Source organism: Collimonas antrihumi (assembly GCF_018304965.1).
Classification (GTDB): Bacteria; Pseudomonadota; Gammaproteobacteria; order Burkholderiales; family Burkholderiaceae_D; genus Collimonas; species Collimonas antrihumi.
Genome location: NZ_JAGQED010000024.1, coordinates 38,574 through 62,467 on the forward strand (window position 1 = coordinate 38,574; position 23,894 = coordinate 62,467).

Genomic DNA, 23,894 nt, shown 5'->3' on the forward strand with positions numbered 1-23,894 from the left:
TTATTAAGTTTTCAAAATGGTTGACATGAAGATTGCAGCGCAAAAGCGATGCGTGTACACGCATCGTAATGAACTCTGCCAGGAGCGATTACACCTCAGTTGGCAACTTGGCAGTGAAGATCTAGCCGATAGTCTGCATGAATGGATTGAAGGGCTTTGGAAATTGCTTGGCGCGACTTCAGTCCAAGTTGTTTCGCTGCTTCAATCTGAGTTATTCCTGAACATAAGAGCGCAACAATTTCCTTTTTCCGATCAGTCATGCGTCGATCTACCATCATGCGGGCTTCCCATCGTAACTTTGTTTCGAGCGTGCCTAACTTTTCTGAATGTTGCTCATGAGTTAAGCGACGATGTACTGACAGTCGCCAAATAAACTCATCTACCAGTGGATTCCCCGATTTTGCGTATGCTGATTTGATTCCCGCCCAGCTTTGGAAATCGAGTCGCTCCAATTCTTGGTCGAAAGCCCCTTGGCTCCGCCTCGCCTTTTGGTATTTTCCGCCAACCGCGTCAGAAAGCACCTTCTTGGGCTTATGTGCGCTGCAATAGAGCGAACTACGACCCAAGCCTGAGTCGTCGTCATTGGCGAGGGCTACTGCAAGCTCCGTCAGCTGGTCGCAGTACCGGCACTTTTCCTTGCCCGGTAATAGCCTCACTTTTCCCAGCCGCTTGGGCTGCTTCGTTCTGCAAGCAATCGCCAGCTCGCGCAGGCTGTCTAGTGTCGGGATTAGGTCGATATCTCTCTCTGCGGCATTGCGTGCGACCGTTTTGAGAAACCAATCAAGCTCGTTGAAGCCAAGATATTGTGCCAGCAGGCTTGGTGGAGATGCTCCCTTCAAGGGCAATTCCTGGCAACTCTGTTGGCCGCGGAAAGCTCGCCCATTCTGGTATCGCGCCCAAGCCTGATTCAATTTTTCGCAACTCAATGCAGATGTGCGCTGGCAGAAGTCGAACCACACAGGGTCGAGCTGCTCGCGTAGTAGCCGAAAAATCGAAAAGCGACGCGATTTTGCCGAGTACGGCCCCCACGCCTGTATGACGGCGTTGATAGCTTCCTCCACATCAGAATCACAGCCCGACCAGATCGTGATTGCTGTCGTCTTCGTCATGTCAACCATTTTGAAAACTTAATAAGTTTAAGCATACCGCATTCCTCGGCATCCTGCAGCAATCGACCGCACGTTACGCAATCTTACGCAAGGGATGGGAAATCATGACTATGGAAGAGAGTTTGGTTGAGCGTTTTGGGCCTTTGATCCCGCTGTCAGGGCTTGCCGTCCTGCTTGACCGCTCGCCGGAAGCCGTGCGGATGTTTCTCCGCACAAATAGCGAACTGGCACAGCACATCAACACTGCCAAGGTGAAAATCGGTCGCCGGTTGTTTTTTCGGACATCGGACATCGCTCAGTTCTTGAGCCGCGACTTCAAGCAATAAGCGAGCGCTACTCATGACCTTGCGTTCGGTAGGCGATGCTTTGCCTTCAAGTCGCACCGACCTTCTGGCGCTTGTCCAGGGCATGGCGGAGCGTGCGAAGGGTAAGCCACGGGCACAGGAGCCGCCGAAGCAACCTATCGCCGTGCAGCTCCCTCTGTGGGGCGACGAAATCCGCTGCATGCCGAACGAAATCCTGCGTTCCGCGCTGTTCAACGCGAGGAATCGCAATCAGCCCCGGCGCTACTTCAAAAACGAAACGATTGCGATCATTGACCAGTCGGCGCGCATCAGCTTCACCGGGGAAGAGCTGCGCCAGACCGATGAATCGGTATGGCTGCAACTGATTCACCTGGCAAAAGAGGTGCCAATCGGCCGTCCGGTCGAGTTCACCGCGTACAGCATGGTCCAGGCGCTGCGGCTCACCAGGTCAAAGCCGAATCCGGGTCACATCGAGCGCTTGTGCGAGAGCCTGCGGCGCATGCAAGCGACATCCCTGGCGATCCATTCCAAACGCCTGGCGCGTGGCGTGAGCCTGTCCATGATCCCGAAATTCGAGTGGCAGGACGAGGCGACCGGCGCTCGATTGCCGAAGTGGCGCGTATTCATCGCACCGGAAATGGTCGAGCTGTTCGGCGACGTGCATTTCACGCATCTGCAATGGACGCAACGGCTCGCGCTGCCCACCGGCGTCGCCACCTGGTTACACGGCTACCTGGCCTCGCACCGCGAGCCGGTGCCGGTCAAGTTGGGCACCTTGCAGCGGGGATGCGGCTGCACTACCGAAACGCCGCGCAAATTCAAACAGCTGGTTGTCACAGCCCTGGCCGAGCTGGTCCATGTTGGCTTCCTCAAGCATGGCGAAATCCGGGGCGAACTGGTGCATACGGAGCGGCTATGAACTACCGACCTATGGAGTACGCCCGCGCACCGCCACTACCGACCTTTGGAGTACGCACTACCGACCTATGAAGTACGGACTACCGACCTATGGAGTACGCCCCAAATCGCCGAAACCCGCATCAGGCTTGTCTTTCCGGCGAATTCGACGGGTCGTTAACCATGTTTTAACCATATATTTAACCCCGGCACCTGTGGACAACCTTCAGCCGAACCACAAGCCGGATGACACCAAAAAGGAAAAGCAAATGATCCAAACAGCAAAGCGCAGGGCGGTGATTGCCGCCTTGGCATGCACCATGATTGTCTCGAACGCACAGGCCGGCAGCGTGGCCGGCAACGGCGGCGCAACCGAAGTCACGCAGATTCTGAATAACGGCGAGTTGGTCATTCAATCGTCGCAACTGTACACGGAGGTTCAGCAGACGCTGCAGACGATGAACGACGTGCATACGCAGCTGCAAAACCTGATCGCGGCCCCGCAGCAGCTATGGGGCCAGGCGCAGCAGGATTTGACCCAGCTCACGCAACTGGTCAGCCAAACCACAGCCATCAGCTACGCGGCCGGCAACATCGACCAGCAGTTTCGCCAGGCATACCCCGGTTACGCGCAAAGCGCTGGCGCGACCAACTACGGCAGTCAGTACAAGGCCCTGATCGGCAAAGCGTTCGACGGTCTGAATTCCGCCCTGCAGGCGGCCGGCTTGAACGCCAGCCAGTTCACCAGCGAGCGGGCCGCCATCCAGCAGATTCAAGGTATTTCCGCCGGCTCGCCTGGTGCGCTGCAGGCCGTCCAGGCCGGCAACATGATCGCCAGCCAGACCATCGACCAATTGCAGAAGCTACGCCAACTGATCGCCGCGCAGACGCAATCGCAGTCGAACTTCCTGGCCGCGCAGGCGCAAATCCAATCCAACCAGACCGACGCCACGCAAACGCTCATGAAGCAGGGCAACGGCACGGTGCGGCAATCCAACCAAAGCGGCTTCAAGAGCTTCTAACCAGGGGGAATCGACATGATGCACACGCTAAACAATCTGACCCGCAACCTCACGCCACCGCAGCGGAAATGGGGTGCGCTCACCGTCGCGGTTCTCATCGTCGCGCTGTTCTCGCTGCTGACTGGTTGCGATAGCAAAGCGGATCAAGAGGCAAGGCAACGCCAAAAAGAACAAGACGACGCCATGAAACAACTGACGCACCAGGGCGACGGCAAAGTACGCAAGCCCGGCGAGAGCGGCTTTAAGGGGTACTGACATGAAGAAATCCAAATGGCTCCTGATGCTCGCCAGCCTGGTCCTGGTGGCATCGCCGGCGTTTGCGACCGGCGAATACGACCTGGGTTCGATCATGACGCAGTACCAGACGGCGGCCACGCAGTTCGGGCAAAACATCACCTCGATTGCGCTCAAGCTGACCTATACGCTGTTCACGCTCGACATCTGCTGGCTGGCGGCAAGCCGCACGCTCAAGAATGCCGACGCCGTTGAAATCGGCACCGCCGTCATCATGCGCCTGATGTGGGCCAGCCTGGTGATTTGGCTCATCAACAATCCCAGCGTGCCGCTCGCCTTCGTCAACAGCTTCATCCAGATCGGCAAGACCGGAGCCGGCACCACGGCCATCAGCCCTAGCGACGTGTTCTGGCAAGGCGTAGACATGGTGAACCTGATGATGACGAAGTTTTCCGACAATGCCACGGTCGCCGGCGTGCCGGTCCCGGCCGGCATCGCGGCGATGAGCAATCCGTTCGCCGCCATCCTGATCGGCATGGCACTGATCGTCATCATCGTTTGCTATTCGCTGCTGGCTGCGCAATTCGCCGTGGCGTGGGTACAGCTTTGGTTCTATCTGGCCGTGTACCCGATTGTGTTGGCCTTCGGCACGCTCAAATTCACGCGAGACATGGCGATGAAGGTCATCACGACGCCGATTGTGTACGGCGTTCGCTTCATGGCGATCTATTTCATCATCGCGGTCGGCACCACGCTCGCGGCTGCCTTCGGCACCGAGATCGGCAACCTATCGTTGACCAACCTCTCGCCAATTTGGACCGTGCTGGCCGGCTCGGTGCTGTTGTTGATGCTGACTTTGAAGGTTCCCACTTTGGCGTCGGACCTGTTGGGCGGGACCGCTTCCTTGTCGGCCGGCGACGGCGTTGGCGCGGGCCTGGTCGCCGGCGGCGCAATCGGAGCGGTGGCGGGTGGCGCATACGCCCTCGGGACCGGCGCGGCCAATGGTGTCGCCGGCGCGATCAAAGCAGGCCAATCCGCTATCGCCCAGGCGCGAGAAAAGGGTGCGACCGGCATGATGGCGACCACGGCCGGCGCTGCCGGCGCGATTGGCAGCGCGGTCGGCGAGGCCGCGATGGACGGGATCAAGGGGTTGGGTGCGGAATCCTCCGGCGGCAAGCTGGCGAACCGGATGGACGCCAAGACGGCAAGCATCCGAGAAGCGAAGGCGGCCGGAAGTCCGGCGGCATCCGTGCCGGGTGGTCAACCGCCAGCGCCGGCGTCGCCTGCAGGGCCAACAAGCCAGGTTCCGCCGGCGACCGATAGCGCCCAACCACAGGCCAGCGACGACACACCGCCGACACCAACCCGCGACACGCCACCAGCGCCAAACAGTGACGCAACCAGCGGGGCTACGCCGGTCGCCGCACCCGCTGCGTCTGAATCGGACAAATCGGCCGCCGCGCCGACCGCGCCGGTGCCGACGACCACGAGCGCTGCAGCATCACCACCCGCACCAGTAGCCGACGCTACCAAGGGGACCGAAGGCGTAAATGCAAGTCCTGCGCCCGCTACGACAGCTTCGACAGTCACACCAGCAGCGGATGCAGCTAAAGGCCCTGAAAGCGCGAACTCTGGACCCGCTGCGCCGGCGGCATCGAGCAAAGCCACCGATGCGGCAAAACAGGTACTGACCGAGATGGAGAAAACCGGCGGCGCTGCAGGCGGTTCGATCCAGACGCACCACGGCGACGAGTAGGCAATTCCGATTGCTGAGTCATCGGAATTGAAAAAATAACGATTACTCAGTCATCACAATTCACGAACAGGAGTCAGAAAAAATGAGCAAAGCACCAAAAATTGACGGGTTCGCCGTTGAAGTCATCCCCACCTTTCGCCGTGGCAGCACCGTCTGGGCGGCCTGGCTGACCGAGCAGCCAACCGCCAAGGCGGAAGGTGGTGGCTACGACGAGGCATTGAAGGCACTGTCCGCCAGATGGGACGAAATCAAAGCCGCGCATCGAGCAGCGGGTCAGCCAATCCCGACGCCAGCGCGACGCAGAGGTAACAAGCGAATTCTCGATACGATCCGCCGGCTTGGGGAGCGGAAGACAGCGCCGATTTTTTGAGGCGCACATCGGTATGTCGCGCATCCGATACGTGTACACGCATCGGAATTCCGTGTGTTGGCAATATGAATCCGCTATGCGTCCAATGTGCATCCATTTTGTTCATTTTCTGTTTCGACCTGTTGCGCTTTGTTCCGTTCTTGTTCCGATTTCGGTCCAAAGTGCATCCAGGTTGCATCCGTTTTGTTCATTTCCTGTTGCGCTTTGTTGTCATCTTGTTGCGGCGATAGTGCGGACTGTAGTGGATTCTCGCGTAAGCACAGCGTGGAATCAGATATTTGGCGTAGCGGGAAAATCGTACTGCACAACCCCTCATGATTTTTCTTAGTGGAACATAAAGGGGGTGTTGCGCTGCGCTGCTGTTTTTGTAGTTTTACGTTGCAGCATGCGGCCTTGCCGCGTACTGCGTTTATCAAAAATGTATTGCGATTGCATGGCGCATTTGCAATACGAGTATCGGAGGTGCCTATGGCAGCAAAACGGACATATTCCGTGCGCCTGGATGATGAGCAGCGACAACAGCTCGAAGCGAGGGCCGGCGGAAAGCTCGCGGTCGGGAATCTCATTCGCTGCGCAATCGACGCCTATCTGCGGCAGGAAGAGGAACGGGATTACCTGGCGGATGTGGAGGCGCGAATAGCTGCGACGATCAATCGGCTTGCGCGCCAGGTCGAGAAGGACCGCGCCGAGCAGCAGATCGTCGTTGCCATGCTGGACGGGTTGCGGGAATGGCTGGCCTTCACGCTACCGACGCCGGCCGACAAGCAAAAGGCGACCGAGCTGATGACGGAACGCAACGCGATGTTCCTGGATCGGCTGCCGGCGCTGTTCACGACCTCCACCAAGGCCAAGGTCACGGCGTATATGGAAGCCAGCGACCGGACGGCGGAACCTTGCCCGCAATGCGGCACAGGGACGCTCAGGCGCAAGGAAGGACGAAAGGGCACGTTCTGGTACTGCACCAACTGGAATGCGACGCCAAAGTGTGAAGCGACGTTCAAGGACGACGGCGGCCGTCCGCTCATGCCGAGCGAGGAAGGGGCCGACGCATGAAGCTGCCGACTACAAATTTCAACAGCAATGGAGAACGGGATATGAATGATCGAAGCAACGAGCTTACCCTGGCGCTGGCAGCTATGACGGAAGCCACGTCAGTCCATCACGTATTCGATGACTCGCTGTCGGAACGCGGCGCGGGGACAGTACGGTATGTCCTGGAGGCTGACGGCAGGCTGTTTTTAGCCTGGTGCGATGAGGATACGGCCGATATGGTGGTATCGCCGATTGACCTTTGGGATTTCGACAATCTGCTGGATGTCCTGGGCGATCCGCTGGCGGTATTGTCGTTCCGGGAAATCGACAGCGCGACCTTAGCGAAGGTGGCAGCGAGGACGTTTGCGGCGTCCGCACTGCCTGTCACGAAAACCCATTGAGAGAGCAACCATGACATTGCAAAGATACACCAAAGGCGGGAATTTGGGCCAACTTCACCAGCGCGGAGGGCAATAACGATGTTCTACCTTGCCTATGTCCGAACCGATGCCCAAGGCGTAATCGGCGCGACGCTGCCGGATTTCGAGCTATCTGCGATGGCCGATTCTGTGAGCGAGCTGCCCGACCGGCTGGAAGAAACGATTGCAGCGCACTATCGCGGCAACGCCCCAAAAACCTCCTATCTTGAAGACCTTCAAGATGACGATGCCTACCAGGGCGGCTGGTGGCTCTTCCTTAATCTCGACGTAGCCTTCCTTACCAGCCGGCGGGGACAGCAGCGGGGGCGTGCGCAATGAGCGCCAGGCGGCCGCTGTTGGTTGCCGGCGGGGCTCTATGCGGCTTCGCCTGGGGACATGAAGGCTTTACCTGGCTGATCGGCCTGGCGGCCGTTATGCCGCTCCTTTGGCATTGGTCTACATCGAGGCGATGGGCAGGCGTTACCGTGCTGGCCTATTACCTGGCCGGCAGCCGGGGCCTGCCTTTCGGTGCCGGCATTTTTTTCGCTGAATCGGCCCCGGTCTGGTTTAGCTGGGCGCTTTGGCTGGCCGCCGGCTCGATCAATGCCTTGCCCTGGTTTCTCCTTTGGAGTCAAAACCCACGCCGACAGGCGTGGACCATGCCGGTTGCCCTGGCGCTGACGGCATTGCCTCCCCTTGGCTTTATCGGCTGGACTCATCCTCTGACGACCGCCGGCGTCGTTTTCCCTGAGCTGGGCTTCGTTGGCCTGGCGCTCCTGGTTATCGGTCTGGTGGCCGTGGTGTTGAGTAGCTGGCCTGTGGTGGCAACGGTCGCCGGTGTCGCTGTGGTGGCGAATGTCTGCGCGGCACAGTGGCTCAAGCCTGCGCCCTGGGTGGCTACCTGGTCGGCGCAAAACACACACTTTGCGCGTCTGCAGACGGACGCCAAGCCCGATTTGTTGGGCGACGGAAAGCGCGTCATGCAGATTCTGATGATCGCCGGCCAGGTCGAACCTGGGCGGGTGGTAGTCTTGCCTGAAACGGTCTTGCCGCGTGTCCGCCAGGGCAACGAATTCGCCGCAATGATGCTGGCCGATGTGTCGGCCAGGCTGAAAGCGAAGGGCAGCGCGATCCTGGTGGGTGCCGAAGTGGCCGTACCTGGTCGGCAGCTGCAAAATGCACTGGTTGCTCTGGGCGATGCCAGCGGTCCGCTGGTCCAGCGCGTGCCGGTGCCGATTGGCATGTGGCGGCCGTGGGCTGCGGAATCTATCGCGGCCGATCCGCTGGGCAGTGGTGTCGGCCAGGTCGCCGGCCGCAAGGTAGCTTACTCGATCTGCTATGAGCAGCTGCTAGTGTTTCCGTTCCTGGTCAGTATGACGCACGGCCCTGATTTGATTGTCGGCGCGGCAAATGACTGGTGGGCGCGAGATACCAGCATTCCGACGATTCAAGGGCAGGCACTTGACCTGTGGGGCCGTCTGTTTGATTTGCCTGTGGTCAGTGCTACAAACATTTGAGGTGCATCGTTATGAGCGTAAGTCTGAAATTAATCCTGTCCGATGACCTGAACCGCGAAATTGACCGGGCAGCGACCGAAACCCAATCCAGCAAAGGCGAGATTCTGCGCAAAGCAATGCAGCTTTATCTGACGGCACGACACGGTAGTCGGCAAGGCTTAAAGCTGGGGTTGGTCGATCCCAAAACCGACATGCTGCATTCGGAAATTATCGGCCTGTAATCATCTATGGCAAAACACAGATGATTGGACGGGGAAAATCTTCGGAAAAAGGCCCTGAGCCTTAATCGGCAGCGTGTACACGCATCCTATGCTACGCTTGGCGGATGAAGAAACTGACCTTTATCCGTCATGCTGAAAGCGTGGCGAACGCGGGTGGCGTCACTATGCCACACGACGCTATCCCGCTGTCCGACCTGGGCCGCCTGCAGGCGCGTGAGCTTGCGACCGCGCTTGACGTGACGCCGGCGACTGTACTGGTGTCGAGTTTCATCCGAACGCACCAAACGGCGCAGCCATATTGCGAACGGTTTGACGTATGCCCGAAAGTGTGTCCTCATCTAAACGAGTTTTCCGTAATTGATCCTGCACTGATTGATGGACTGGACGGGGCGCAGCGCAAACCCTTCGTGAAGGCATATTGGGACGATCCTAATATCCATCGACGCATCGGTGCGAATGCTGACACATTTGCAGAATTTGATGCTCGCGTTATTGCGTTCATGGCCGGCATGGATGATTTACCTGATGCGTCCGTTATTTTCGGTCATGGCATTTGGTTCGGGCTGTTGCTATGGCGGTTACTGGGCTATACGGCGGACGACGCTGCAGGCATGCGTTCTTTCCGACACTTTCAGCTCGGCTTTCCTATGCCAAACTGCGCCGCTTTTACCCTGACACAGATCGAACGCGGGCACTGGAGCGTTCGGGCAAGCAGCAGTCTTGCTCTCCGAATTTCAAATGTACGACTGGATATCGGCGCATTTCAGGAAGATGCACTGGCCGAAAGCGACGCTGCAGGAGCGCAGGAAGCCTTGACATCTTGGGCTGCATATCAGGAAACCGGCCGACACCTCACCGGCCAGGAAGTGCGCACCTGGTTGAGTGCCTGGGGCACCGAAGATGAAAACGCGGTGCCTGCGTGCCACCGGTAACCACTATTGATCTAGGTTTGGCGGCTCTACGTTGAACCGTGGTTTCCCGGCTGTTCACAAAACGGTCATTTCTTGGGCAGCTCTGAGAGCTGCCCTTTTCATTGGCTGGAGGCTACCTTGAGTGTTAAAATACCCGTTCAGTTTTCTATGGAGCGAAAACGTATGGGAAAGTTGCGTTTTGGCTATGCCCGAGTGTCAACTGACGATCAAACGACTGCGCTTCAGGCGGATGCCTTGGAGCGCGCTGGGTGTCAGCGTGTCTACCAAGACACCGCGAGCGGTAAGTCCACGGTTGCCCGTCCTCAGCTCGAAGAGTGCTTGGCCGACCTGCGGGAGGGTGACACCCTTGTCGTCTGGCGGTTGGATCGCCTGGGGCGTAGCCTGCCCGACCTCGTGCGCATAGTGACCGAATTGGTCGAGAAGGGCATTGGCTTCGAGTCATTGACCGAGAAGATCGAGACGACGAACGCCTCGGGTAAGCTAATGTTTCACCTATTCGCGGCGTTGGCAGAGTTCGAGCGCAATCTGATTCGAGAGCGCACCCAAGCTGGCCTTGCCGCCGCTCGTGCCCGTGGCCGTGTGGGCGGCAGGAAGCCTAAGCTGGATGCGAAGCAGATTAGGCACATCAAGACGCTTTTGCGTGATCCGAATACCAGTGTCGCTGAGCTGGCGCGTGACTATGGAGTATCGCGCACCACGATCTATAAGCACTGTGGCGTAGTACAGCCGAGCATGGCAATTTGAACCTTGAAGGGATAACAAAAAGATGACCAATAAGACCACCTGCTTCGACGTGTTCGAGCAATGCGTGTTAGCCGTACAAGCCGGGGAGCTGATCGAATCCGTATCCGCCAAGGACAAAGAATTTCACTTCCAAAACTGGTTTCAGCAGCGTCTGCAAAAGCTCGCGCTCCACTTCGAGGGGTCTGGTCGCAATACCTACCCCGACTTCTGCCTGGTCGAGTACACCGAGGGCTACGAAATCAAAGGGCTTGCATGGCCTGGCCGCGAGAAGGATTATGATTCGAACAGTCAGGTGCCGACCGGCTACCACAACGGCCGCCAAATCTTCTACGTGTTTGGCCGATACCCGGCTGACCTCTCTGTCTATGCCGACCAGAGCAGCGGTCGAAAGCAGTATCCTGTCGTTGACCTCGTGGTGTGTCACGGCGATTTCCTCAACGCCGACCATAACTATGTCCACAAGAACAAGAGCGTGAAGGGCTTTGGAACCTACGGGGACATCATGATCCGTGACCGGAAGATGTATGTCGCGCCCACACCATTTGCGTTGACTGAAGGCACCACGGGCCTGATGACCCTGATTCTGCCGGAAAACTTCGACACGGATGAACGCTACCAGGTGGTGGGCAACCTCACTCGTGTCGAGGCCGAGACACTGGTGGTTGGCTACAACTTCGACCTACGCACGAACGAACTGCGTGCAGAGCGCGTGCCAAATCCCAGCGCAGGTACTCAGCACCGATTCGTGGCGTACCGTCTCAAGGGCCAGACCAGCAAGCCTGTCGCAATGACCGGCACTCCTGTTCTGCCCGATGAGAACAACCAGCCGGACGAAGAATGAACACCATCACCGATAAGATCGGGCTTTCTCATGCGTCCGTCGCGACTGCACTGGAGTGCGACTTCCCACTGGTCGAGATTAGTCAGATCGCCGAGCAGGAAAGCTGGCGAAAGGAGATCAACCGGCCGATTTACCACATCCACAAGTGGTGGGCGACCCGGCTCGGGTCGGTGTTTCGGGGCATCACGCTCGGGGCGTTGAGTCAGCCTGGCACGGACACCTGGGCGCAGTTTTATAAGACGCACGACCTGGCCGGGAAAGTGGTGCTCGATCCCTTTATGGGCAGCGGCACCACGCTCGGCGAGGCTGTGAAGCTCGGGGCAAAGGCCATCGGCTGCGATATCAACCCTGTCAGCACCTTCCTTGTCCGTCAGGCGTTCACACCGGCGTCGGAGGCTCAACTTCGGGCCGCTTTCGAGCGGCTGGAGCGCGACGTGGCCCCGGAGATTCGCCGCTACTACCAGACCCGCGATCCGCAGACTGGAGAGTTGATTCCCGTGTTGTACTATTTTTGGGTCAAGACAGTAACGACTTCAGAAGGCGAGGTGATCCCACTCCTGTCGCGCTACGTTTTTTCCCAGGACGCTTACCCGAAGAAGAAGCCGCGAGCGCAGATTGTGTGCCCTGGCTGCTGGGGCGTGCTGGAGGATCGCTACGACGCAACCGAACTCCAGTGCCAGCACTGCGGCCATCAGTTCAACCCGCAGGAAGGTCCAGCCGCTGGACAGTACGTCACGACTAAGGGAGGCCAGCGCTACCGTATCAAGGAGCTGCTGCCCAAAGACGGCGCGCCGCCGCATCGTATGTACGCAATGATGGCGCTGCGCGCAGACGGCTCGAAGGTCTATCTACCTGTGCGTGACGAGGACTTGGCGCTCAACGAGGCAGCACAGGAACGACTTGCCAGCGAGACATTACCCTTGCCAGAAACTGGCGTTCGATCTGGTCACAACACTGACCAAGCGCGTGGTTACGGCTACACGCGGTGGCGTGACTTCTTCAATGCACGTCAATTGCTGTGTCTCGGCCTACTGCTGCGGGAAATCCTCCGCATCGACGACCTTATGGTGCAAGAGCAAATGCTTTGCCTATTCTCCAGCACCTTGGAGTTCAACAACCTGTTTTGCAGTTTCAAGGGTGAGGGCACTGGAGCTGTCCGGCATATGTTCTCGAATCACATCCTGAAGCCCGAGCGCACGCCGCTTGAAAACTCAGTGTGGGGCACCGACAAGAGCAGCGGCACTTTCTGTACCTTATTTGAGTCGCGGCTGTTGCGCGCCAAGCGCTATCTTGATGAACCCTTTGAGATTGAATTCGTGTACGACTTAATGGGTGACCGTGTAGGCTCTCGCAAGACAATAGCCAGCAACCCAATCAAGGCGCGCCGCGTCGAGACATGGGCTGAACTGAACGCGGCCGATCATGGTCTGCTGATCCTGAACGGCGATAGCTCCAAACTGCCAGTGCCTGCAGGGTCGGTGGATGCGGTTGTGACCGACCCGCCGTACTTCGACTTCGTTCATTATTCCGAGCTGAGTGATTTTTTCTTCGCTTGGCTGTCGCCAGTGCTGCGCGACCGCTACCAATGGATGGCCCGCGAGGACTCGTCAGACCAAGGCGAAGTACAGCACAAAGACCCCCGCGTGTTCGCGCGACAGCTTGCCGCCGTGTTCACCGAGGCGTGTAGGGTGCTCAAGGACGATGGTGTACTGGCGTTCAGCTTCCATCACTCGCGGGCCGAGGGTTGGGCTGCGATCTACGAGGCGATTAACAAGTCGGGGCTGGCTGTGGTGGCTGTACACCCTGTACATGCCGAGCTGCGCGCAGCGAGTCCCAAGACGGCCGCGAAAGACCCAATCAGCCTCGATGCGATCCTCGTCTGTCGCAAAAGGGCTTTTGCACTCCACAAGCCGCCTGTCGTTCGGGATGTTCGCACGGCCGTCGATGCAATGTCGGCCCGGCTGCAATCCGCTGGCATGTGCATCTCGGCCGGTGATCGCTTCGTGATTGGCGCGGCGCTGACTTTGATCGCTCGTGCGGCCGATGACCTGAGCTTCGACGGCATTAAGATGGATCTCGACGCCATCCGCCTAGCCGTTGGGCCAAAAGCTGGCGAAGCTGACGACGAGTCGGTGATCACGGACGCCGAACTGGTGACTGTGTGAGGACCGGTTGATGCTAGACATCTTCTGCAGACGCGAACGCTGGAAACCGGAAAAGCTGCTCGGTATGGGTAGCGGTTACGCGCTGAATTTCTCCGACCACATGGGCTAATCATGAAGCTACGTGCAATCCAGATTCACAATTTCCGTTCGGTACTTGATGCGGACGTGGAAGCGCACGACTACATGCTGTTGGTCGGTGCAAACAACGCGGGCAAAAGCACAATCCTCAACGCGCTGCGCGCCTTCTACGACGACGCCAAATGGTCAACTGAGGATTTTCCCAAGGCTGGGGCGACTGACAATGAATCATGGGTGCAACTCAAATTCCACCTTGACGGTGACGAGTGGGCTGGCCTGGCCGATGAATACAAGGAGGGTGTGACCGACCAGAGTCTTATGGTTCGTCGCTACTTCAAGTCCGATGACAAGGCTCGAATTCAGAAAGATCAAAGCAATATCTTTGGTTTCGTAAAAGGACAGCTCAACGACGCTCTGTTCTATGGTGCGAAGAATGTAGGGACTGCCAAGGTCGGGCAGGTGCTTTACGTGCCAGCACTGACCACGCCAGCCGAGCAGACGAAGATGAGCGGCCCTTCACCGCTTCGCAATATGCTCAACTTTCTGTTGAAAAAGGTGGTGTCCAAGAGCGATGCCTATAAGGAAATCACTACGGCGTTTGAGAAACTGAACGTCGAGGCCCGCAAAGATGATGGATTCCTGAGCGAGATTTCCAAGCCGCTCAATACGGCAATTTCAAGCTGGAGTATCAAGATCGACCTCTCGGTGAACTCGGTCGCGCCCGAGGATATTTCGAAGTCCCTGGTCAAATTTGCTTTTGTCGATTCGTCGCTGGGAGATATTAGCTTTGATCTTGAGCGCTACGGGCACGGCTTCCAGCGCTCGGTGATCTATGAGCTGATCCGTTTGGCGCCGACCTTCAAGGATGAAAAGAAGGCCGACAAAAAGGAATTCAACCCGTCGTTTAACCTTGTGCTGTTTGAGGAACCCGAAGCGTTCTTGCATCCGAGTCAGCAGGAAAGTATGGCATACCATCTGCGCCGACTCGGGGCAGAAGAGGGGCAGCAGGTCATCATAACCACCCATTCGCCAACATTTGCTGGGAAGGCCGCCGAACAGATTGGGCAAATTGTCCGTGTCCAGCGCTCTAACGGTGCAACGCTGACCTTCCAGCCCAAGGGAGTCAAGATCAAGGAAGTTTTCGACCAAGGCGGCGATCTGTTGGCGGCGTTGCAAGCCTTTGTCGCCGATGTGGGCATACAGGATGACCGGAAAAAGAACGCCAGGAAGATGATCGCTAACCCGCCGCAGGGCGATATCGCGACTCAAGAAGAGCAGTTCCGCTTCCAGCTCTGGCTTGATGGTGAACGTGCATCACTGTTCTTTGCCGATAAGGTGCTCTTGGTCGAGGGGGCTACGGAGCGCGGGCTGTTCAATTACCTGCTGGCCAACGACTGGCACGACCTAAGTGCGCAGCACATCTGTCTGGTTGATGTTCTCGGTAAGTACAACTTCCATCGCTATATGGCACTAATGGAAGCTTATGGTATCCCGCACGGCGTCATGCTGGACGATGACAACGGCAAGGAACACCAGGGTGCTGTGAACGATCTGGTAGAGGCATGCGCGAACGGTCATACGCTCGCCGCGCCTGTGAAGTTCACGGATTGCTTGGAGACGTTCTTAGGTTTGCCGGTGCCTGCGAAGGAAAGGAAACCCATCGAAATTCTCAAGGCAATCATTGGCGGGCAAATTGCGGCCGACAAGTTACAAGCCCTCCGAGCCGAGTTCTGTAAGGCATTAGCAATCGCTTGATGCGGCGGATGAGGGGTTAGAACCAGGGATGAAATCACGGCAAATTATACGTAACATGCTGATTTGTAATATAATTCCGCGTTTTGCCGTCGACCTATTGTGACCATCAACCGATCGCGAATTACCCCAAACGGGCTAATGACTGAACATGGTATTTTTCATGGCATCACATGGGGCGGTAAGTGCGAAAGCCCCGCCGTTATTGGTTTTTTTTCGGTAATTGATAATTGAGTGGGAGTAGCGGACTTTGAGTAATTACCCACCGGTTTTGCGGAGGGCATGATTACTCGCTCTGCTGCGTGAGATCCTGAATCAGCAACTCAGCCACCAGTTCCTCGTCAATTGCCTGTTGCTCTGTGCGCATCGCTAAGGCAAGCATTGCATCCCACGACGGCTCGTCCTCAGCGCCTTGCAGCGGGCGACCTGGCCGTGGTGCGATGCCAAGTGCAGCCAGGTAGTCGGCAGCGCCGAAACGCCACGGTTGAGTACCATGTTCGCGCATCACGTGATTACCAATACGTATGCCGGGCCAGTCAAAATCGCCGTGGTAGCGCAACGTGGCGCCTGCTTGCGCGAGTTGGGTTAACAGGGTGCGCTGCGCTGCGGCCGGCATGCCGTCGGTGCAGACCATCGGCGCGCAGTTTTCGCCCAGATGATCGGCTGCGATGGCGATCAGGTTGGGGTTCTCACACACGAAGACCGTTTGACCCTGCACGGCAAACTCGGGCGGTGAGCGCAGCAGGTTGCGCAGGGATAGGTAGGCGGGTTCGCCAAGCGTTGCGACACCTGGCAGGTTGAGCACCAAGGCCGGTCGCGCCAGTTCGTTCACCAACACACCTGCACTGGCCCAGAGTTCGCGATCGCTTGCTTCCTCGAACTCGGCATCTTCCGGATCGGGTGAAGGTTCTCGATTCAGGGTAGACCTCAACACGGCCAGTACCAACGTCGCAACTGCGCAGCCATTGTCGAGTGCGTGTGCGTCACCAAGCTCTTGGGCTGCGAGTTGCGCGCGTGTAAGTCCACGGGCAGGCAATCGGTTGAGAACGGCTTGGGCACCTTCTAGAAAATGTGCCGCTGTTGCATGGTTACGCCCGGCAAGGCGTTTCAACAAACCGAGGTTGCTTGGCATCTGAAGCAGAGAGGCGAGAGCCGGGTGCACGCATGTGTCTCGCAGTTGCTGCCATTGGGTCTGTAAGGCCTCGCGCTCTACGGCGCGGTAGACGATGCAGCCATCAAGCTGTTCGAGTGCGGCGCGCAAGGAATCGGCCACGCCGGCTTGCCGCAAAACGGCATCAATCGCGGCTATGTCGATCTGCATCGAAGCGGCGAAGCGCGAAGACTTGCCTTGCAGCGCAGCTAACGCGGCGTGCTCGACGGCCGTCAATCGCTCGATGCGAAAAACTTGCAATGGCGCTTCTGTGGCTGCGCGCTCATAGCGCTGGCGCAACCGTCGCCGCAGAGCGGCAAGCGGCTCACCGCCGAGCAAGCGTTGTAGGCGATTGTCAGTGGTCATTGCTCAATGTGGCCAAGCCATCGGGTTGTTGCTCAACGTTGCCCAGCGGTTGGAAGCGTCGGTCCGGATCGTTATCTTGACGTCGCGCACGGCCGTCCCAGGTCCAGCGCGAAACATGCACGGCATCGATGCCCTCACGCCGCTGAAGCTGGCAGATCGCCACGCCGGGTAGTTCGGCATAACAAGCCCATTCGCGCTCGCTGGTGATGACAAAGTCAAGATCGAACTCGTCAATCAAACCCATGCAATGTGCCCGCGCAGCATCGTCGATGCCAGCGAAGGCTTCGTCGAGCAGCACCAGGCGAGGTGCGTGGGCATAGCCGCTTTGGGTATAGTAGCTTGACACGGCGGCAAAGAGCGGCACCGTCAAGCCTAAAGCACGCTCGCCGCTCGATGCGGGACCCGACAGCGGGCGCCATTGCCCATCCTGCCAGCGCTGTACGCGAAAGCGGTGCCAGCGCCGATAATCCAGCGCCCGAGCGAGCTGATCGAGCAGGCTGCCGCCGCCAGCTACATCAGCTCGGTTGCGCTCGATACCGATGCGCTGGTGCAGCATCTCACCAACGACGCGCCGGTCCTCAGCCGACCACAGATCGGTGCTGGTGTTAAGCAGCCGTTTGCGTGCGGCCTCCAAGCCGATCGGTGCGCCCTCGACGCCTTCGGGCAATGGCTGCCATTGCAGCCGAAAGCGCACACCCGTCGAGGTCGGGCGTTTGTCCAGCTCGACATTGATTGCGGTGACTTGCCGTTCGGCGTCTTGTAGCAACTTCTGCACTGCCGAAGCGATTTCGGCTTGAAGGTGGTTTTCGAGCACCTTGCGCTCACCAGCCGTCAGCAACTCCCGACGCTGCGCGATCTCTCCAGCCAGCCTCGCACTGAGCTGATCTGGTCGTTCGGGGCGGTTCTGGTAGACGATGGTGACAACGAGGCCATAGTCGTTGGTCTCGGCCTGCGCCTGGTGGTTGAGCGCGGCAAGTGCGCGGCCGAGCTCGTTATAATCCTGCGAGATCTGGTTTTGCATGCGGGTCCAGGTTTCGTCGTCATCCTTCACGTTGGCAAGTATCTGGTCGGCGCGGCGCGCGAGGGTCAGTGCAGGTTCGATGGTCCAGGGCGTGCGCAGGTCCGGGATATCTGTCTCAGGCATTGCAGACGTGAGGAGCCCGGTAGCGGCGAAGCCCTGAAGGAGGCTGACGGCGCTCTGCCGCGCCTCGGTTCTTTCCTTCAACGTGGTTTCGGCATCCTGTGTCTTCTGCTCGGCACGGGCCCGTTCTTCTCCGGTCAGGCGCAAGGCATTGGCGCAAATTTTGAGTGCATCTTCTCCATGGCTCACGCAGGTACGCGCATCTTTCAATCGCTGCTGTAGTTCTTCGACCTGGGCACCTACCGATTCGCGCAGTGTATCCAGGCGAATACGCGCTTCTTCCGCCAGAGCGCGGCGTTCGGCCCACTCTTGCTGAGACTGTTCAGCGTCGTGCTGTGCTTCCTGCTCGCGCTGCTGTTGGCGTGCGAGTTCGGAAAATGCGTCGCGCAACTCACGAACACTCTGAAACAGTGCAAGCGTCGATTCGACGAACTGTTGCAGAGCCTGTTCTATTGCTTGCAGAGCAGGGCGCGTGTCGGGCAGGCGCAGGTCTGCCGCATCGTTTGCCAGCGCCAAGCGAGCGGCTTGCCATTGCTGCTTGCAGATCAGTAGTTGCTGGTCTGCCTGTTCAAGCCGGGTACGCGCGGTCTGAAACTCACGGGCACGGGCGGCGGCTTCCACATGTGCGGAACGCAGCGCATCGTCATTGGGTGCGGTCTGCCATTCGGCTGCGGCCTGACGTTGATCATATGCCTGTTGTTCAAAACGCTGCTGCACCATGGCGAGTTCATTCGCGATGCTGTTAAGGCGTAGCGCGATCACTTCAAGACGGCGTGTGCGAGCCGCTGAACGCACTGCGAACCCAATGTAATCAGCCAAAGGCTTGTGCCAGGAACCGCCCAATGCACCGAGGCGAAAGCGGCCATCCACCGCTACCCAGGCTTCGGCCACGCCGTCATCCGTAGCGGTGCAAGCCACGCCTTCGAGTAAGCGCTGAAGAGTTGCTGCGGGCACGGGCGCGACACCATGATGCGTCGGCTCGCTGGGAACCAACCATCCAGCGAGTGAATGGGGTTGATGCGGACGCTTAACCCAGCGTGTATCGTGCAGCGGGTCGCCATTTTTATCGAAGGTGTGCAATTCCCCATCGGGTGTGATCCAAGCATCAAGCAGGCCAGCGGCCTGCAGCGCCGCTTCGAGGCCGGCGCGCTGGCTGTTATCAACGCTTTCACGAAATTCGACAAGTTGCCATAGCGGTGCGCCAGATCTATTGTCGCGAGCCTCCGGGGTACGGTAGATCGGGCTTGGCGGCGCTGCGTCAACGCCTTGCTCCAGACGCATTCGTTCGGCGTGTAGTGCAGCCTGCTCTTCCTCGAACATGTGGCGTTGGTCCGATAGGTCTGCATGGCGTCGCGCCAGCCCTTCGCTGGCAACCTGCTGTGCCATTTGCAGAGTATCGCGGGCCGGGTTGTTGCCGTCCAGGTTTATGACCCAGGTTGCCAGCGCGTCAAGTACTGGCAGGTCGGCGTCGATGCGGAGTTGTTGCAGTCCGTCGAAATGAGCCTGCCACGAGGTCAATACGGTGCTTCCTTGGAGTTCTACGTTAGCATCAGCTTCTTCACGTTGCGCGGCGGCTTCTTCAGTTTCATCATGGCGTTCATCGCGTGTTTGCTGTTGACGCGTATAGGCTTGTTCAGTCAGAGCAACGTGATCGCAGTGATGCTGCATCACGACAAGTTGTTCCCGCCGTGTTGTGACGCCATGGCGCAAGTCGTTGCGGGCCGTGTCGACCGCCATCTGCTGCAAAGCCGTCAATTTTACGGCATCGAGCGCGGCAAGAGGATTGCTTTCGTAGATTGCTGCAATATGGGCACGCTCGGCGCAGCCCTTCGCGATTCCACGTGCTTCGGTCAATGCCTGTACGACGGCGACAGTGTGTTGGCTGCGGTCATGGGCCGCCTGGCGCTCGCGCTCGAACCGAGTCTGTGTCTCCTCGCGTTTGCGTTCCGCTTGTTCGACTTCTTTATGGCGCGCCTGCGCGTCGCGGTCGGCCTGTTCGAGCCGCTTTGCGTCTCCCATCGCCGGATCGTCCTGCAATTGTTCGAGTCGAGTGCGGCTGGCCACCAGCGCGGTCTCGGCATCGCCATGCGCGGTTTGCGCCAGCGCTTCACTCGTCTGCGCAGATGCCAGCGCCGTGCGCCCTTCGTTGAGTGTGCGGCTGGCTGTGTCGAATCCGGTCTGCGCACTGCGCAGAGTTCTTGCCTGGCGCCTGGCCTGGGTTGACGCATAGACCCGATATCGCTGGTTGAACTGGCCTACGGCGTGCTCCAATGCTTCGTATTCTTCAAGTTCCAGGCGGTACTCCTCCAACTGGTTCAGCGCTTCGGCCACGTCGCTCAGCAGGTCGACCGACATCGGCGGCAACGCTTCAGTCAAGGCGTTCGATAGATTGGATTCGTCCGGCTTCTTCGAGAGCTGTGGCTGGCGCAACTGGATCAGTGTGTCCATCAACGCGGCGTATCGCGCCGGGCCAAGGTGGAACAGGCGTTCGTCGACAGCACGACGGTAAGCGGCGGCCGTGTCAAAGACCTGGCCTCGCCCTTCAAGGGTGTCTCGCAAGCGTTCGCGTGTCAGCACCACGCGTTGCGGACTGGTGAGCCATAGATCTTCGCCGATGCGCTGGTCTTCGAGCACGAAGAACCAACTGTCTACCTGCGGGCGTGCTGCGGTGGCGAATAGCCCGCAACCCAGCGTCAGGTACTCAACGGCGCCGCTTTCCGAAATCCTGCCGAACTCAATCCATGCATAGCCCATGCGTCGTTCATGGCGGCCGAGCAGCAGGTTCCACGCCATTTTCTTGCCCGGGTCCCCATCGGGTTCAATGCGCGACGACTTTAATTGGGCGTCGAACAGGAAGGGTAGCGTGAGCGACAACACTTTGGACTTGCCAGTGCCGTTGTTGCCGCGCAGCAGCAGATGGCCATCGCGAAACCAGAATTCTTCGCTATCGTAGTGGAAAAGTTCGACCAGGCCGAGCCTCAGGGGTTGCCAGCGGTTGCGGTCGGGTATGGGTAAAGTGGATTTTTTCGAGGTACTCATATCGCGTTGTATAAGTCGGTTTGCGCTTTGCCTGATGGCCGCTTGATCTCTGTTTCGCCAACGGCAAAGCGGGCAAGCGCCGGCAAGGGCTGGACTGCATCACCGTCGCACGCTACGAGTTCTAGCTTTTGCAGGCGCTCCAATGCGTTGCTGGCGAGTTCCTGTTCTGCGCCGGGCTCCCTGGCTGATTTGCGCCAGTAGGTGCTGTAGCGTTTCTTGGCGTTTGCGACGAAGAGCGTGACATCGCTTACGGTAACCGAGGGAGGCGATGTGTCATCGCCGCCGTTCGCGCAGTGGCGGTTGGCGAGGAACTCGGCTACGAGTAGCGTCACATGCGCCTCGGTTCCTTCGGCCGGCATGCTTACATCGGTCAAGGCTCCGTCCTCATCGACCAGGGCGAGACCTTCGGCGCGCTGTTCGGCAATGAGATTGGTGGCCTCACATAACCGTGTTGCCATCGGACCACGCTGGTTGACGAAGTACGCACGTAGATCCGTATCGAGTGCGTCCAGATAGACCACGGGATCGTCTAGCAAACGACGCGACAACTGGTGACGTAAGGCGGTGCGGCGACCATCATCGTTGTCAGGAATGTGTTCCGTGACGAGTGCCGACAACCGTTCATCAAGCGTCACCGGCGCTTCTTCAGGGTTCCAGGTTGATGGACCGCGCACGGCTGCCAGCATTCCGGCCAGCACACGGCGCTGTACGTCGTAGAGTGCGTCGGTAGCGCTGTTGTCCCCACCATTGCGTACGAAGCCTTCTTCGTCACCAGCTACGCGTAGCAGCACACCTAGCTCGAGCAGGCTGCGACACACCGCCACCAGTTCGCGGCGCTCATGCTGGGCTTGCAGCGTGAAGCTGAAGCCACGCGAATGCAAGCTTGACTCGGCGGCAAGCGCCAGCAGTCGATCACCCAACACGCGCAGTGTGATCTGCGGATCGGCACGTTCGAGTACCGCGCAGGCAAGACACAGTAATACGTAGCGTCGCCTGTCATAGCCGGGCAGACCACGGCTCGCGTCAATCAGATTGGCCGGGCGCTTGTAAAGTCGGGCGCAGTCGCGTTCGATGTGCAGCACCCAGCCAGTCTCTCGGGCAAACCAGGTGCGCAGATCGTCGGCATGGCGGCGCACTGCCGAGAACTCGGAATGGCCCGGTGTCATCAACGGGATCATCAGCAGAGCGCGTAAAGCCTGGCTGCGTTCCTCGTGTTGATGTTGGGCCTGTTGCAGGCCGATACTGCGGCTGTCTGCCATTAGGTTGCGTCCCCGATCTGAGTGATGGTGATGAAGTGGTCTCGGCCGGCGAAGACACCGGTCGGTGTAGATACCTCAGCGAGCGACCCTGCATCAAGCGGTACGAGGCAAATGCTTAGCAGGCCATCGCCGCTTTGCAATTCGACCGCCTCATCGGGCGTTGCCTGCGCGGTCAGTGCTTCACCCAGCAAGCTCAGAAACAGCTGAAATGCATGTCCGTCGAGCTGGTCGAGCTCAGACAGCCGCGTCAGTTTCCCGGTCGCCAAACGCTCACGTGCGGCTTCGATCTGCGCATGTTCTTCGCGAAATTGAGCCGCCAGCAAGCGGCGTTCTTCATCGCGTTCCCGCACGCGCGGCAGCGCGCCACGTGCCGTGGCTATGCCGTATTCACGCAAGCGTGGGTGGATGCGCAGCGGCGGCGCCTCAGCCCAGGGGGTGTTGGCAGGCAGATCCCGTGCCCCCGGTTCCAGCGCAGGGTTCAGCGAAAAGTGCCGCGCCGGGTTCAATGCGAAGGCAGCGCGCGCCAGCCGATGAGCCTGTGGGTCGTCAGCGCAGGCAGCGAACCAGCCGGCGAGCATACGGAAATCAGCGGAGCGGTCGCTGCGTCCGCTGCGTCGCTCGTTCAGTGCCGCAACGGCCGCTAATAGCTGCGGGATCGCCGAGCGCGCCTTCGATCGCAACAGTTCTGCCTGCGGTGGCTCAAAGCCGGTGCTAACGAACCAGCGGCGCAGCCCTTTCCAGCGCTCGCGCCACGCCTGCCATCGACGTGTTACAACATCGGCCTGTTCGTAAGCGTCATCCGGCACGGCGTCGCGTGCTTCGCGTTGTGCTGCCTGCCACAGCAAGGGTTCGATGTGCAGCGACAAGGCGACAATGTGCTGTGCAATAGCACCGGAGCGCGCGACCAGGTCGCCGATGAAGCGTTCGAGGTAGTCGATCAGCCGCTTCTTGTAGGCCACCACAGCGCTGGCCTCGGCCTGCTGCAACTCGATGCTGCGCCCGATGCCGGCCATGAACGCCTGGGCGTTGTCGGCCAGACTTTCGAACACGCGAACCAGGTCGCGCAAGGTCTCGTGCACTTTGGCCGCGTCGGGCAGAGATTCACTGGAAAGGGTTAGCAAGGTCTGTAGACGGTTGGCGATGTCTTCCAACGCTACGGTCTGAAGTTCGGCCCGGTGGCGCAGTGTTCGCTCGAACACCGCCAGTGCCGATTCCACGGCCTCGCCGCCCCGCGACAGGCGATACAGATAACGCGCCCGGTAGAAGTCGCTGATGCTGGCGACGCGGGCCGTATCGGGCTGGGATTCAAGGTTGCCCCACTCAGCGAGTTGAGCCAGTGCTGTCTGGACTTCTTCAATGCGCGGCGGCGGGCTTGCCCACTGGCCTTCTGCAAGTACCTCGTCGGGACGCAGGTGCAGCCGGAACTGGCGTTTCGCGGCGGCGAAGCTGTCCATGATGTTGCGGTAGAGCGCAGACTTCTCGGCACTGACATGCCTGAATAGATCAGCCGAATCGTTCACGATTCTCATGAGGTGGCCGGGTTGC

Annotated in this window: 21 protein-coding genes; 16 read left to right on the forward strand and 5 right to left on the reverse strand. The window is 59.0% G+C overall.

The window, feature by feature from the left end; all coding sequences use genetic code 11:
• Positions 1 to 95: 95 nt before the first annotated feature.
• Complete coding sequence (locus KHU29_RS17460; RefSeq protein WP_211454206.1) at positions 96 to 1,109, reverse strand: hypothetical protein; 1,014 nt, start codon at positions 1,107 to 1,109, stop codon at positions 96 to 98.
• A gap of 104 nt (positions 1,110 to 1,213) precedes the next feature.
• Here KHU29_RS17460 and KHU29_RS17465 point away from each other — a divergent pair, with 104 nt between their 5' ends.
• From KHU29_RS17465 to KHU29_RS17540, 16 genes are all read left to right on the forward strand, one after another.
• Positions 1,214 to 1,435: a DNA-binding protein gene (locus KHU29_RS17465; protein ID WP_211454207.1), complete on the forward strand. Its 222-nt coding sequence runs from the start codon at positions 1,214 to 1,216 to the stop codon at positions 1,433 to 1,435.
• Between the two features lie 142 nt (positions 1,436 to 1,577).
• Entirely contained in the window at positions 1,578 to 2,333 is a 756-nt protein-coding gene (gene trfA, locus KHU29_RS17470) for a plasmid replication initiator TrfA (RefSeq protein WP_211454208.1), read from the forward strand.
• A 247-nt stretch (positions 2,334 to 2,580) separates the two neighbouring features.
• On the forward strand, positions 2,581 to 3,333 hold the full coding sequence (trbJ, locus tag KHU29_RS17475) for a P-type conjugative transfer protein TrbJ (RefSeq protein ID WP_211454210.1): 753 nt from the start codon (positions 2,581 to 2,583) through the stop codon (positions 3,331 to 3,333).
• 15 nt (positions 3,334 to 3,348) lie between these two features.
• Positions 3,349 to 3,588, forward strand: coding sequence for a hypothetical protein (locus KHU29_RS17480; RefSeq protein ID WP_211454212.1), 240 nt, complete (start codon positions 3,349 to 3,351; stop codon positions 3,586 to 3,588).
• Position 3,589: 1 nt separating this feature from the next.
• Complete coding sequence (trbL, locus tag KHU29_RS17485; RefSeq protein WP_211454214.1) at positions 3,590 to 5,323, forward strand: P-type conjugative transfer protein TrbL; 1,734 nt, start codon at positions 3,590 to 3,592, stop codon at positions 5,321 to 5,323.
• A gap of 82 nt (positions 5,324 to 5,405) precedes the next feature.
• Positions 5,406 to 5,693 (forward strand): hypothetical protein, encoded by a 288-nt coding sequence (locus KHU29_RS17490; protein ID WP_211454216.1) that lies wholly within the window; start codon positions 5,406 to 5,408, stop codon positions 5,691 to 5,693.
• Between the two features lie 468 nt (positions 5,694 to 6,161).
• Positions 6,162 to 6,746 carry a topoisomerase DNA-binding C4 zinc finger domain-containing protein gene (locus tag KHU29_RS17495; protein ID WP_211454218.1) on the forward strand — a complete coding sequence of 195 codons (585 nt, stop codon included), beginning with the start codon at positions 6,162 to 6,164 and terminating at the stop codon, positions 6,744 to 6,746.
• Between the two features lie 41 nt (positions 6,747 to 6,787).
• Positions 6,788 to 7,126, forward strand: a complete 339-nt coding sequence (locus tag KHU29_RS17500; RefSeq protein WP_211454220.1) for a hypothetical protein — start codon at positions 6,788 to 6,790, stop codon at positions 7,124 to 7,126.
• A 78-nt stretch (positions 7,127 to 7,204) separates the two neighbouring features.
• On the forward strand, positions 7,205 to 7,483 hold the full coding sequence (locus tag KHU29_RS17505) for a type II toxin-antitoxin system HicB family antitoxin (RefSeq protein WP_211454222.1): 279 nt from the start codon (positions 7,205 to 7,207) through the stop codon (positions 7,481 to 7,483).
• Complete coding sequence (locus tag KHU29_RS17510; RefSeq protein ID WP_211454223.1) at positions 7,480 to 8,661, forward strand: carbon-nitrogen hydrolase family protein; 1,182 nt, start codon at positions 7,480 to 7,482, stop codon at positions 8,659 to 8,661. Before KHU29_RS17505 ends, KHU29_RS17510 begins: the two co-directional genes overlap by 4 nt.
• 11 nt (positions 8,662 to 8,672) lie before the next feature.
• Entirely contained in the window at positions 8,673 to 8,882 is a 210-nt protein-coding gene (locus tag KHU29_RS17515; protein WP_211454225.1) for a transcriptional regulator, read from the forward strand.
• Between the two features lie 104 nt (positions 8,883 to 8,986).
• The gene (locus tag KHU29_RS17520; protein WP_211454226.1) at positions 8,987 to 9,814 is read left to right on the forward strand and encodes a histidine phosphatase family protein; all 828 of its coding nucleotides are present in this window, start codon (positions 8,987 to 8,989) and stop codon (positions 9,812 to 9,814) included.
• Positions 9,815 to 9,976: 162 nt separating this feature from the next.
• Positions 9,977 to 10,558, forward strand: a complete 582-nt coding sequence (locus KHU29_RS17525) for a recombinase family protein (RefSeq protein WP_281416151.1) — start codon at positions 9,977 to 9,979, stop codon at positions 10,556 to 10,558.
• A 22-nt stretch (positions 10,559 to 10,580) separates the two neighbouring features.
• The gene (locus tag KHU29_RS17530; RefSeq protein ID WP_211454227.1) at positions 10,581 to 11,399 is read left to right on the forward strand and encodes a hypothetical protein; all 819 of its coding nucleotides are present in this window, start codon (positions 10,581 to 10,583) and stop codon (positions 11,397 to 11,399) included.
• The gene (locus KHU29_RS17535; protein ID WP_211454228.1) at positions 11,396 to 13,564 is read left to right on the forward strand and encodes a DNA methyltransferase; all 2,169 of its coding nucleotides are present in this window, start codon (positions 11,396 to 11,398) and stop codon (positions 13,562 to 13,564) included. Before KHU29_RS17530 ends, KHU29_RS17535 begins: the two co-directional genes overlap by 4 nt.
• A gap of 111 nt (positions 13,565 to 13,675) precedes the next feature.
• A complete protein-coding gene (locus KHU29_RS17540) occupies positions 13,676 to 15,397 on the forward strand; it encodes an ATP-dependent nuclease (protein ID WP_211454229.1) in 1,722 nt (573 codons plus the stop codon).
• 283 nt (positions 15,398 to 15,680) lie between these two features.
• On the opposite strand, the gene KHU29_RS17545 is transcribed toward KHU29_RS17540, so the two are convergent.
• Genes KHU29_RS17545 through KHU29_RS17560 form a run of 4 tightly spaced genes read right to left on the reverse strand, consistent with a single transcriptional unit; the run spans position 15,681 to position 23,878 of the window.
• Positions 15,681 to 16,910, reverse strand: a complete 1,230-nt coding sequence (locus KHU29_RS17545; protein ID WP_211454230.1) for a TIGR02679 family protein — start codon at positions 16,908 to 16,910, stop codon at positions 15,681 to 15,683.
• The gene (locus KHU29_RS17550) at positions 16,900 to 21,090 is read right to left on the reverse strand and encodes a TIGR02680 family protein (RefSeq protein WP_211454232.1); all 4,191 of its coding nucleotides are present in this window, start codon (positions 21,088 to 21,090) and stop codon (positions 16,900 to 16,902) included. The genes KHU29_RS17545 and KHU29_RS17550 overlap by 11 nt, the downstream gene beginning before the upstream one ends.
• The gene (locus KHU29_RS17555; RefSeq protein ID WP_211454234.1) at positions 21,087 to 22,349 is read right to left on the reverse strand and encodes a TIGR02678 family protein; all 1,263 of its coding nucleotides are present in this window, start codon (positions 22,347 to 22,349) and stop codon (positions 21,087 to 21,089) included. Before KHU29_RS17555 ends, KHU29_RS17550 begins: the two co-directional genes overlap by 4 nt.
• Positions 22,349 to 23,878: a TIGR02677 family protein gene (locus KHU29_RS17560; RefSeq protein WP_211454236.1), complete on the reverse strand. Its 1,530-nt coding sequence runs from the start codon at positions 23,876 to 23,878 to the stop codon at positions 22,349 to 22,351. The genes KHU29_RS17555 and KHU29_RS17560 overlap by 1 nt, the downstream gene beginning before the upstream one ends.
• Positions 23,879 to 23,894: the final 16 nt, after the last annotated feature.

Coding starts and splice junctions, on each gene's coding strand:
- KHU29_RS17460 (WP_211454206.1), bottom strand. CDS start 1,109: ATGACGAAGACGACAGCAATCACGATCTGGTCGGGCTGTGATTCTGAT.
- KHU29_RS17465 (WP_211454207.1), top strand. CDS start 1,214: ATGACTATGGAAGAGAGTTTGGTTGAGCGTTTTGGGCCTTTGATCCCG.
- trbJ (WP_211454210.1), top strand. CDS start 2,581: ATGATCCAAACAGCAAAGCGCAGGGCGGTGATTGCCGCCTTGGCATGC.
- KHU29_RS17480 (WP_211454212.1), top strand. CDS start 3,349: ATGATGCACACGCTAAACAATCTGACCCGCAACCTCACGCCACCGCAG.
- trbL (WP_211454214.1), top strand. CDS start 3,590: ATGAAGAAATCCAAATGGCTCCTGATGCTCGCCAGCCTGGTCCTGGTG.
- KHU29_RS17490 (WP_211454216.1), top strand. CDS start 5,406: ATGAGCAAAGCACCAAAAATTGACGGGTTCGCCGTTGAAGTCATCCCC.
- KHU29_RS17495 (WP_211454218.1), top strand. CDS start 6,162: ATGGCAGCAAAACGGACATATTCCGTGCGCCTGGATGATGAGCAGCGA.
- KHU29_RS17500 (WP_211454220.1), top strand. CDS start 6,788: ATGAATGATCGAAGCAACGAGCTTACCCTGGCGCTGGCAGCTATGACG.
- KHU29_RS17505 (WP_211454222.1), top strand. CDS start 7,205: ATGTTCTACCTTGCCTATGTCCGAACCGATGCCCAAGGCGTAATCGGC.
- KHU29_RS17510 (WP_211454223.1), top strand. CDS start 7,480: ATGAGCGCCAGGCGGCCGCTGTTGGTTGCCGGCGGGGCTCTATGCGGC.
- KHU29_RS17515 (WP_211454225.1), top strand. CDS start 8,673: ATGAGCGTAAGTCTGAAATTAATCCTGTCCGATGACCTGAACCGCGAA.
- KHU29_RS17520 (WP_211454226.1), top strand. CDS start 8,987: ATGAAGAAACTGACCTTTATCCGTCATGCTGAAAGCGTGGCGAACGCG.
- KHU29_RS17525 (WP_281416151.1), top strand. CDS start 9,977: ATGGGAAAGTTGCGTTTTGGCTATGCCCGAGTGTCAACTGACGATCAA.
- KHU29_RS17530 (WP_211454227.1), top strand. CDS start 10,581: ATGACCAATAAGACCACCTGCTTCGACGTGTTCGAGCAATGCGTGTTA.
- KHU29_RS17535 (WP_211454228.1), top strand. CDS start 11,396: ATGAACACCATCACCGATAAGATCGGGCTTTCTCATGCGTCCGTCGCG.
- KHU29_RS17540 (WP_211454229.1), top strand. CDS start 13,676: ATGAAGCTACGTGCAATCCAGATTCACAATTTCCGTTCGGTACTTGAT.
- KHU29_RS17545 (WP_211454230.1), bottom strand. CDS start 16,910: ATGACCACTGACAATCGCCTACAACGCTTGCTCGGCGGTGAGCCGCTT.
- KHU29_RS17550 (WP_211454232.1), bottom strand. CDS start 21,090: ATGAGTACCTCGAAAAAATCCACTTTACCCATACCCGACCGCAACCGC.
- KHU29_RS17555 (WP_211454234.1), bottom strand. CDS start 22,349: ATGGCAGACAGCCGCAGTATCGGCCTGCAACAGGCCCAACATCAACAC.
- KHU29_RS17560 (WP_211454236.1), bottom strand. CDS start 23,878: ATGAGAATCGTGAACGATTCGGCTGATCTATTCAGGCATGTCAGTGCC.